The 9,047-nt window shown below is 36.1% G+C and carries 5 protein-coding genes, 1 rRNA gene and 1 riboswitch; of the genes, 2 read left to right on the forward strand and 4 right to left on the reverse strand.

The window, feature by feature from the left end; translation table 11 throughout:
* Window positions 1-82: 82 nt before the first annotated feature.
* The 3 genes from A1D25_RS09325 to A1D25_RS09335 all read right to left on the reverse strand — a co-directional run bounded on the left by A1D25_RS09325 (window position 83) and on the right by A1D25_RS09335 (window position 4,922).
* A complete protein-coding gene (locus tag A1D25_RS09325; RefSeq protein WP_157395400.1) occupies window positions 83-2,002 on the reverse strand; it encodes a DNA topoisomerase III in 1,920 nt (639 codons plus the stop codon).
* A 137-nt stretch (window positions 2,003-2,139) separates the two neighbouring features.
* Window positions 2,140-2,970, reverse strand: coding sequence for a penicillin-insensitive murein endopeptidase (mepA, locus tag A1D25_RS09330; protein WP_157395401.1), 831 nt, complete (start codon window positions 2,968-2,970; stop codon window positions 2,140-2,142).
* A gap of 83 nt (window positions 2,971-3,053) precedes the next feature.
* Window positions 3,054-4,922 carry an acyltransferase family protein gene (locus tag A1D25_RS09335; protein ID WP_157395402.1) on the reverse strand — a complete coding sequence of 623 codons (1,869 nt, stop codon included), beginning with the start codon at window positions 4,920-4,922 and terminating at the stop codon, window positions 3,054-3,056.
* A gap of 267 nt (window positions 4,923-5,189) precedes the next feature.
* A riboswitch (Lysine riboswitch) is annotated at window positions 5,190-5,373 on the forward strand.
* 96 nt (window positions 5,374-5,469) lie between these two features.
* Here A1D25_RS09335 and lysC point away from each other — a divergent pair.
* Window positions 5,470-6,822 carry a lysine-sensitive aspartokinase 3 gene (lysC, locus tag A1D25_RS09340; protein ID WP_157395403.1) on the forward strand — a complete coding sequence of 451 codons (1,353 nt, stop codon included), beginning with the start codon at window positions 5,470-5,472 and terminating at the stop codon, window positions 6,820-6,822.
* Window positions 6,823-7,017: 195 nt separating this feature from the next.
* A complete protein-coding gene (locus tag A1D25_RS09345) occupies window positions 7,018-8,613 on the forward strand; it encodes an ABC transporter substrate-binding protein (RefSeq protein WP_157395404.1) in 1,596 nt (531 codons plus the stop codon).
* Between the two features lie 187 nt (window positions 8,614-8,800).
* On the opposite strand, the gene rrf is transcribed toward A1D25_RS09345, so the two are convergent.
* A 5S ribosomal RNA gene (gene rrf, locus A1D25_RS09350) occupies window positions 8,801-8,916 on the reverse strand.
* Window positions 8,917-9,047: the final 131 nt, after the last annotated feature.

Below are 9,047 nucleotides of genomic sequence, written 5' to 3' on the forward strand. Positions count from 1 at the left end.
CGGAATTAGTTTCGATGGGTGGAATAATATAGATTTCCTGAATTTGTTGCAAGGGGATTTTGATAAAACCCCATTATTCGATTTATTTTTCAGCATTGTATGCTTTTTTAGTCGCATTATAACTTCGCTTGGGTGTTGTAAGCGGTGTGATTTTCGCTAAATTTTGCAAAATTTGTGGATTAGGTGACCACAGTAATTCTGGCAATTTATTGCTTAAATCTTGCATAAACTGCTGATAGCTTGCCTGTTTTTTACTAATATCCGTCAGCTGCATTTCCCATTGTGCTGTCATATCAGGTAAGGTTGCTACATCAGGTAAAGAGGCTATAAGTGTTCTCCCTGCTTCTGTACTATGAATGTTCCGCCCTTTTTTAATTAAAAAGCCACGTTTAAATAAAAGCTCTATAATGCTGGCACGAGTGGCTTCCGTTCCCAACCCGTCTGTTTCTCGCAAGATTTTTTTGAGTTGTTTATCTTGCACAAAACGAGCAATACCAGTCATTGCAGAAAGCAAGGTTGCATCGGTGAAATAACGTGGCGGTTGGGTCTTTTTGGCAACAATTTCTCCTTGTTCGCAATGGAGCTGTTGATCTTTTTTTACAACAGGTAAAAGAGGTTCTAGCACTTCTTCACTATCTTCTTTACCCAATAAAGATTTCCAGCCAGCAACGATTAAATTGCGAGCTTGAGCAACAAAAACACCACCAGCAATACTTAAAGAAATTTTCCCTTTACGATATTCAGCATCGGGGCAAAATTGCAATAAATATTGACGAGCAATTAAATGATAAATTCTTCGTTCATTTTCAGTTAAATGCACGTTTCCCTGACGCATTGTTGGGATAATTGCGTGGTGAGCTTCAACCTTACTATCATTCCAACAGCGATTTTTTATTTCAGGATCAACCGCCGTAGGTTTTTCCGCATATTCATTCAAATGATGAGCGATCGCAGCCATTACTTTATGTCGTTGGGCAAAATGCTCTACGGGCAAATAACGATTATCCGAACGTGGATAAGTAATCAATTTATGGGTTTCATACAGCTTTTGGCAAATATCTAATACGGCTTGTGCAGAAAGCCCAAAACGGCGAGCAGCATCAATTTGTAATGCCGATAATGAATAAGGCAAAGGAGCTGTTTCGTTCTCTATTTTATCTTGATATTCCGTCACTAAAGCGGGCTGTTCAGTAATACGTTTTACCACATTTTCCGCTAAGGCTTTTGATAATACCCGCCCATCATCATCTTGATAATCTTCACACGCTTTGCTTGGTTGCCATTGTGCAGTAAATCGCTCTTGGGTTTCAGGTACAACAATATGTGCCAAGACTTCATAATAATCTTTCGGCTCAAAATGTTCGATTTCAAAATCACGCCGAACAATTAACCCTAGCACTGGCGTTTGTACCCGTCCGACAGAAAGCACGCCTTTGTAACCTGCTCTTTGTCCTTGAATGGTATAAGCCCTAGTCATATTGATACCATAGAGCCAATCGGCTCTTGCTCGTGCTAATGCCGATGTTGCAAGCGGTATGAAATCGCGATTAAATTGCAATTTTTCTATTGCTTTTTTAACCGCACTTGGATTGAGATCACTAATCAGGCAACGCTGAATTTGTGATTTTTTTTCACTAGGAAGGTTAAGATAACCAAATACTTCATCGACCAGTAGCTGCCCTTCACGATCAGGGTCGCCAGCGTGAATTAAACTATCGGCTTGCTTAATCAATTTCTCCACAACTCTAAATTGTTTAAGCGTTTGTTTTTTCGGAATTAATTTCCATTGTTGTGGAATAATGGGAAGATGCTCTGTTTGCCAACGTTTAAAACGTTCATCATAAACATCAGGTTCAGCTTGCTCCAACAAATGCCCGATACACCAAGTCACAACATTGCCTTCACCACATTCGATAAAACCATCTTTATTTGTATGTGGTTTTGGCAACACCTGTGCAATCGCACGACCTAGACTAGGTTTTTCGGCAATAAATAGTCTCATTACAGTGTTCCGAGTTTTACTAATGTTGGGGAAATAATAAGTGTTGGGGAAATAAATGTAAAAAATAACAAGCGGTCGGATTAGGATTACTTTTTGCAAAAATTTCCTAAAATCTTACCGCTTGTATTCAATAATATTTAGTTTACCCCTTGTGAAGATAAAATCATTTGGCAAAGTTGTGGTGGCTGTGGCAAGGTTTTATCTTTCGGTTTAGATGTTGATGGCTTAGCAGGTTCAAACCACGAATAAAGCTCATCACCACAACCATCGCCTGCTGGAACAGGTGCTTGATTTTCACAATTTGGAGCATCTGCTGGGCAAGTTAAACGCACGTGGAAATGGGAGTCGTGAGCGTACCAAGGGCGAATCTTACGCAACCACTCACGATCTTTACCTGCGGTATTACATAATTTCACTTTAATTGCAGGGTTCACAAAAATACGATCTACTCGAGGATCGGTTGCTGCTAATTTTAATAAATTCGCGTGATTTGCTGTCCATAAACGTTCATCAACCACATTTGTTGCACGATCAACCATAATAGTTGCTAAACCTGCAGGGTTGCGTGCTGTTGCATCGTCCATTGGACCGAAACGTAACCAAATATCTGCATCCAGCCCTGTTTGATGGCTTGCGTGTCCTGAAGAAAAACGCCCGCCTGCTGGCATTCCCATATCACCAATTAAAATAGGTGGAATCCCCGCATTTTTAGCTCTCTGTCCTAAAGATTGTAAATAACTCAATAATTGTGGGTGTCCATAATAGCGATTTTTAATCGAACGAATCACTTGATAACCTTCGCCTTTCAACGCTAACGGTTGAGCCCCAATAATACAGCCATTGCTATACCCACCAATAGATTGGGCTTTCCCCTGCACAGGCACACTAATTTTTTCCCAAGCTGTTGCAGACGCTAGATTTGCGGCTACGAATAAACTTGCCATAATAATGGCTTTACTCAATTTCATTTTGCTTTCCTATATAAACAAGATTTAGATCATTGACGAAACCATTCTACAATATTTCATTCATAATAAAATAGCCTTTACTTTTATTTAAACAAACGCCCACCGTCTGAAATAAATTTTTCAGCAATTTTTATAGCCCCCCATTCGTTCCAATGGTTTGTATCTGAAAAAATGGGTTTATCTTCTATAATCAATGGGTTAGGTAAATAACTTGTCAAATCAATATAATGAATCTCTGGATATTTCTGTGCTAGTTCTTCAACTCTTCGAATATAAGAAAAAGATTCTTGCATACTTTTCTCATCAGACATACGATAATTTAAATCTAGCCCTTTATTCTTTAATCTGTAAGTATTCATTAAATTTATCCCTACATTATAAGAAGAATTTATAATATAAATTTTCTTACCTTCCATAAGTAGCTTAGTTAGTGTTTTATCGAAATTAATAATAAAGTCTTTTGGTTTTTGTTTCCATTCCCCCCAGTAATTGGTAAAAACAATAGTGTCATACTTACTATAAATAGAAGAAATATGATTATTATATTCAATACATTTTTCTGGTTTATATGATTTATTTGTTGGAATATAATCAAATAGAAAATAACAAGAATCCCTTGAAATCACATCAGCAGCCCAACCTTCATTCTTCCCAACCAAATCAATAAAACTATTTAAATGTCCTGTATGCGAGTCCCCAATAAATAGAATCTTATCATCTTTTGAAATATCTCCTTTTTTACAAGAAGGTAGTAGTTTATTGTTATGACAAATTTCGGTCGGATACATCAATGATTTTTCTACTATAATAGTATCTTCACCTATTTTTATATATCTATATAACCCAAATAAAATTGCAGAAGGTATAATATAAAAATAAACAAATGATTTCTTGAAACCTAAATTATTTCTTCTGATCGGATTTTCAATAAAATAGAACGTAAAAATAGATAATAATACAGTTATACTGATTACCACTAACAACCAGTTCGTAGGAATTTCATAAGTTCCATAAACATAACGAGCATAAGCTAATAAGACCCAATGCCAAAGGTATAAAGAAAATGATATTTTTCCTATAAATACTAGCCCTTTATTCGATAATAATCGACAAACCACATTATCTGCTTGCCCTGTAAAAATGAGTAATGCCGTTAGTAAACAAGGAATCAATCCCGAAATAGCAGGGAACAGAGGTAGATCTTTATCAAAAAAAACAAAGCAAGCTAATAGTAAAAGTAATGAAACAAACGATAATATATTAGACAATGGATGATTAAAACTTTTTGGTTTTATTTTCAGCACATATATTGCTAGTATGGATCCGACTAATAGCTCACCCGCTCTAAGATGGAATAAATAATATCTATCCAACCCTATTTCTATAAATTGGGATAGCATTGAAAAAACAATTAAAACAAATAGAATATAAAAAATCTTATTAACAAGATATTTATTTCTTAAAATACATATCAATACAATAGGGAATATAAAATAAAACTGTTCTTCAACTGCCAAAGACCAGAAGTGGAGTAATGGTATTTCATTTGTATCATCAAAATACCCATTTCTCCTAGCAAAATAGAAATTTACAATAAATTTTATTGATTCAAGAGCACTTCTAGCAAGGTTAATTTGATTTCCTTTGTCAAATAAAAATAAACCTAGAAAAATTGCAGAAAACATAACAAAAAAGAATGCAGGAAGAATTCTACGTATCCTTTTTTGATAAAAATGACTAAATGTGAAGTTATTATTAATAAGATCCGTATAAATAATTGATGTAATTAAATATCCTGAAATTACAAAAAATATATCAACACCTAAAAAACCTCCAGGTAGCCATTGATGATTGATATGAAATAAGATAACTGAGAGTATAGCAATTGCTCTTAATCCATCAATATCATTCCTGTGTTGCATTATGTTATGCTGTTTTACATTGTCCATCATCGTAACATTACCTTTATGGTCAATCCTTATTTTTAATAGTGTCCTTAATATGACACAGATATAATACTAAAATTTGCCATTCTACTTTCTCTCCTTCCTTTTATCAATCTCAAAGAATTTTTGCAAAAGCGAATAAAATTCAACCATTCGTATTCTCTTTAAGCTTTGTTCAATAAATTTAATTTGACATTGAAATAATAAAAAGTTATTTCTATACACGTTTTTCGCTGTTAAGCGGAAGAAAGTTATAATTGCTCAAACTAGCATTATAGCGGGAGAGGCGCAACATTCAGGTAACTTACTTTAGGGAACTAGACCGTTTGAGAGTAAGCGATGGGAATGATTGCCGAGATGTGAATTCACTAGATAGGAATGAACATCGGCTGAGCAGGTTGAATCCTATCAGCTGTCGTTTAAAACAAGGGGTTTTAAATGGAGTGCTCTTAAATTTGTTTCCCAACAATTTACTACCTACATTTTTCCTGTTTTTATTCTCATCTCTTGCATTTGTAAACACAATTCACTTTTATAATAGGAAATTTCTAATATGTCTCATCTTTCTGTGGCGAAATTTGGTGGTACTAGTGTGGCTAATTTTGATGCAATGTCTGCTTGTGCAAACATTGTAATGGCAGATGCTAATACAAAAGTTGTGGTTCTTTCTGCATCGGCTGGAGTTACAAACTACTTAGTTGAACTCGCAAATGGTTGCGATGCTAATCGCCGTAGTGAAATTTTAGATGCTGTCCGTACTATTCAATATAATATTATCAATAAGTTACAGCAACCTGATGCGGTTTCAGCACAAATTGAAGATATTTTACAGCATATTACTGGGTTAGCGGAATCTGCTAGCTTAGCAACTTCTTCTGCACTAACAGATGAGTTAATCTGCCACGGTGAGATGATGTCCACTCGTATTTTTACGCAATTACTAGCAGAAAGAAATTATCCTGCAGTATGGGTTGATGTGCGTAACGTTGTTGCTACGAATAGCCATTTTGGTAAAGCTGCACCGAATGATGAAAAAACACAACAACAAACTGATGCGGTATTAAAACCATTACTTGCTGAAGGTAAGATTGTGATTACACAAGGGTTTATCGGGCGTGATGATGAAGGAAAAACGACCACACTAGGACGTGGCGGTAGCGACTACTCTGCGGCATTATTAGCAGAAGTATTAAACGCAAATGATGTGTTAATTTGGACGGATGTTCCTGGTATTTATACGACAGATCCACGAGTTGTGCCTGTTGCGAAACGAATTGATACTATTAGTTTTAACGAAGCAGCTGAAATGGCAACCTTTGGTGCTAAAGTACTTCACCCAGCTACCTTATTACCTGCGGTGCGTAGCAATATTCCTGTATATGTGGGTTCAAGTAAGGCTCCTGAACAAGGTGGAACTTGGGTAACTCGTGATCCACAACCACGCCCAACTTTCCGAGCATTAGCATTACGCCGTAATCAAATTCTACTAACACTCTCTAGTTTAAGTATGCTACACGCTCAAGGTTTCTTGGCAAATGTATTTGCAATTTTAACTAAACATAAAATTTCAGTTGATGTGATCACAACGTCAGAAGTAAGCGTTGCGATTACATTGGATAAAACAGGTTCAGCATCTTCTGGCACAGATATGTTATCTGAAGAGCTACTAACTGAACTTCGTCAATATTGCAATGTTCAAGTAGAAACTGATTTAGCGTTAGTGGCTATTATCGGTAACAATTTGCATACTCAATCGGGTATTGCAAAACAGTTATTTGACACATTAGCTCCTTATAACGTTCGTTTAATTGGCTATGGTGCAAGCACAAACAACGTTTGTACACTTGTTCAAAACCACGAGGCAGACGAGATTATTCGTGCATTGCACGCAGCATTGTTTGAGTAAATAATAATATTTTCAGATAACTAATATCAAAAGTAGAAGATCACAAATTGTGGTCTTCTATAAATCCCGATCTAACTTTTCACATCTCTAATAATAATTCATTATTACTTAGTTAGTTTTGTTATTTTAATTTCAAAAATAGTCTGTATATTTCCATATAAGTTTTAGTTATTAAAATATTAAGGAATTGGATTTATGCGTTTTTCTAAATTAGTTGTATCTTTAAGCTTACTAGGTTCAGCATCTCTTGCTTTTTCTGCACCTGCTAATACTTTAGTAAACTGTATTGCTACACCACCAATGAAACTTAGCCCAGCTATAACAAATGATGCTAACGATTTTAATGCAAGCTCACAACAGGTTTATAATCGACTTGTTGAGTTCAAAGCAGGTACTTTGGAAATTGAGCCAAGTTTAGCTGAACGTTGGGAAATTAGTGAAGATGGATTAACCTACACTTTTCATTTGCGTAAAGATGTTAAATTCCATACCAACAAAATATTTTCACCTACTCGAACGCTTAATGCAGATGATGTAATTTTCTCTTTCCTACGACAAGCAGATAAAAATCATCCCTACCATACAGTTTCAGCTGGTACATATTTCTATTTCAACTGGATGAACTTACATAATATTCTAAAAAATGTCGAAAAAGTTGATGACTACACCGTAAAAATCACCTTAAACCAACCAAATACTCCTTTTATTACTACGCTTGCGATGGATTTCTTATCTATTTATTCTAAAGAATATGCAGATCAGCTACTTGAGAAAAATACACCTGAATTATTAGACCAACAACCTATTGGAACAGGCCCATTTGTATTTCAAGTTTACCAAACAGACCACGCAGTACGCTATCAAGCTAATAAAGATTATTGGAAAGGTAAAGCGGATATAGAACGTCTTATCTTCAGTATTACCCCCGATGCGGGAACTCGTTATGCTAAGTTAAAAGCCGGGGAATGTGATGTAATTGATTTCCCTAATATCTCAGACATTGCACAAATGAAAAACGATCCAAAAGTCAATTTACTTGAGCGTGAAGGGTTAAATTTAGCCTACATTGGTTTAAATACAACCAAAGATGCACTAAATAACGTGAAAGTTCGTCAAGCATTGCAGCATGCTACTGATAAAAAAGCAATAGTTGATGCGGTTTATCAAGGGGGAGGAAGTGTAGCCACCAATCCTTTTCCTGATGCTGTTCTTGGTTATAACACAAACCTACAACAGTATGAATTTAATTTAGACAAAGCAAAAAAACTACTCACAGAAGCAGGATATCCTGATGGATTTGAAACAGAAATCTGGGTTCAACCAGTAGTTCGCCCATCTAACCCTAATCCACGCCGTACAGCTGAAATTATTCAGGCTGACTGGGCAAAAATTGGCGTGAAAGCAAAATTGGTAACGCACGAATGGGCAGACTTTAATAAACGGACTCGTGAAGGAGAGTTCTTTGCTGGTACTTACGGTTGGACAAGTCGTAATGGTGATCCTGATAATTTCTTATTCCCACTACTAAGTAAGTCAAATATTCCAGGTACTAACTATTCACGTTGGACTGATGATACCTTTGAAAACTTGCTAAACCAAGCAGTTCAAACACAAGATCGAGCTGAACGTATTAAACTCTATCAACAAGCTGTAGATATTTTCCAACAGAATACACCAATTATTCCTCTAGCTCACTCAATCAATTACGTTCCTCTAAGTAAGAGAGTTCAAGGTTTCACACAAAGTCCATTTGGCTATACTGCCTTTTACGGAGTCAAATTATCAGAATAGGGATTTATATTGCTAACAATCCTTTCTCACTTTATTAAAAAAGGGATACAGAGTATTGATGTAATGGACAAAAATGTGGGATTTTGTCCATTTTCTAGCAACAAATTTGTCTATTACCCCTCCACCTCAATGAATAAACGCAAAAAACCGCAAGCTATCTCTAACTTGCGGTTTCCTTTTCATAATACCCTGATGGTGTCCTACTCTCACATGGCGAATCACCACACTACCATCGGCGTTACTGCGTTTCACTTCTGAGTTCGGTATGGAGTCAGGTGGGACCACAGCACTACGGCCATCAGGAAAATCCTGTTTTATCTATCTTATCTCTTAGCTATCTCTAGCCTCGTTCTTTCTTTAAAATCATAAACAAGCTGTTACCTGAGCTATCCTCTCAACTTCTCTCTCTGAGTATCTTAGTCTCTATTCCTAGT

The organism is Ursidibacter arcticus, assembly GCF_009761375.1.
GTDB lineage: Bacteria > Pseudomonadota > Gammaproteobacteria > Enterobacterales > Pasteurellaceae > Ursidibacter > Ursidibacter arcticus.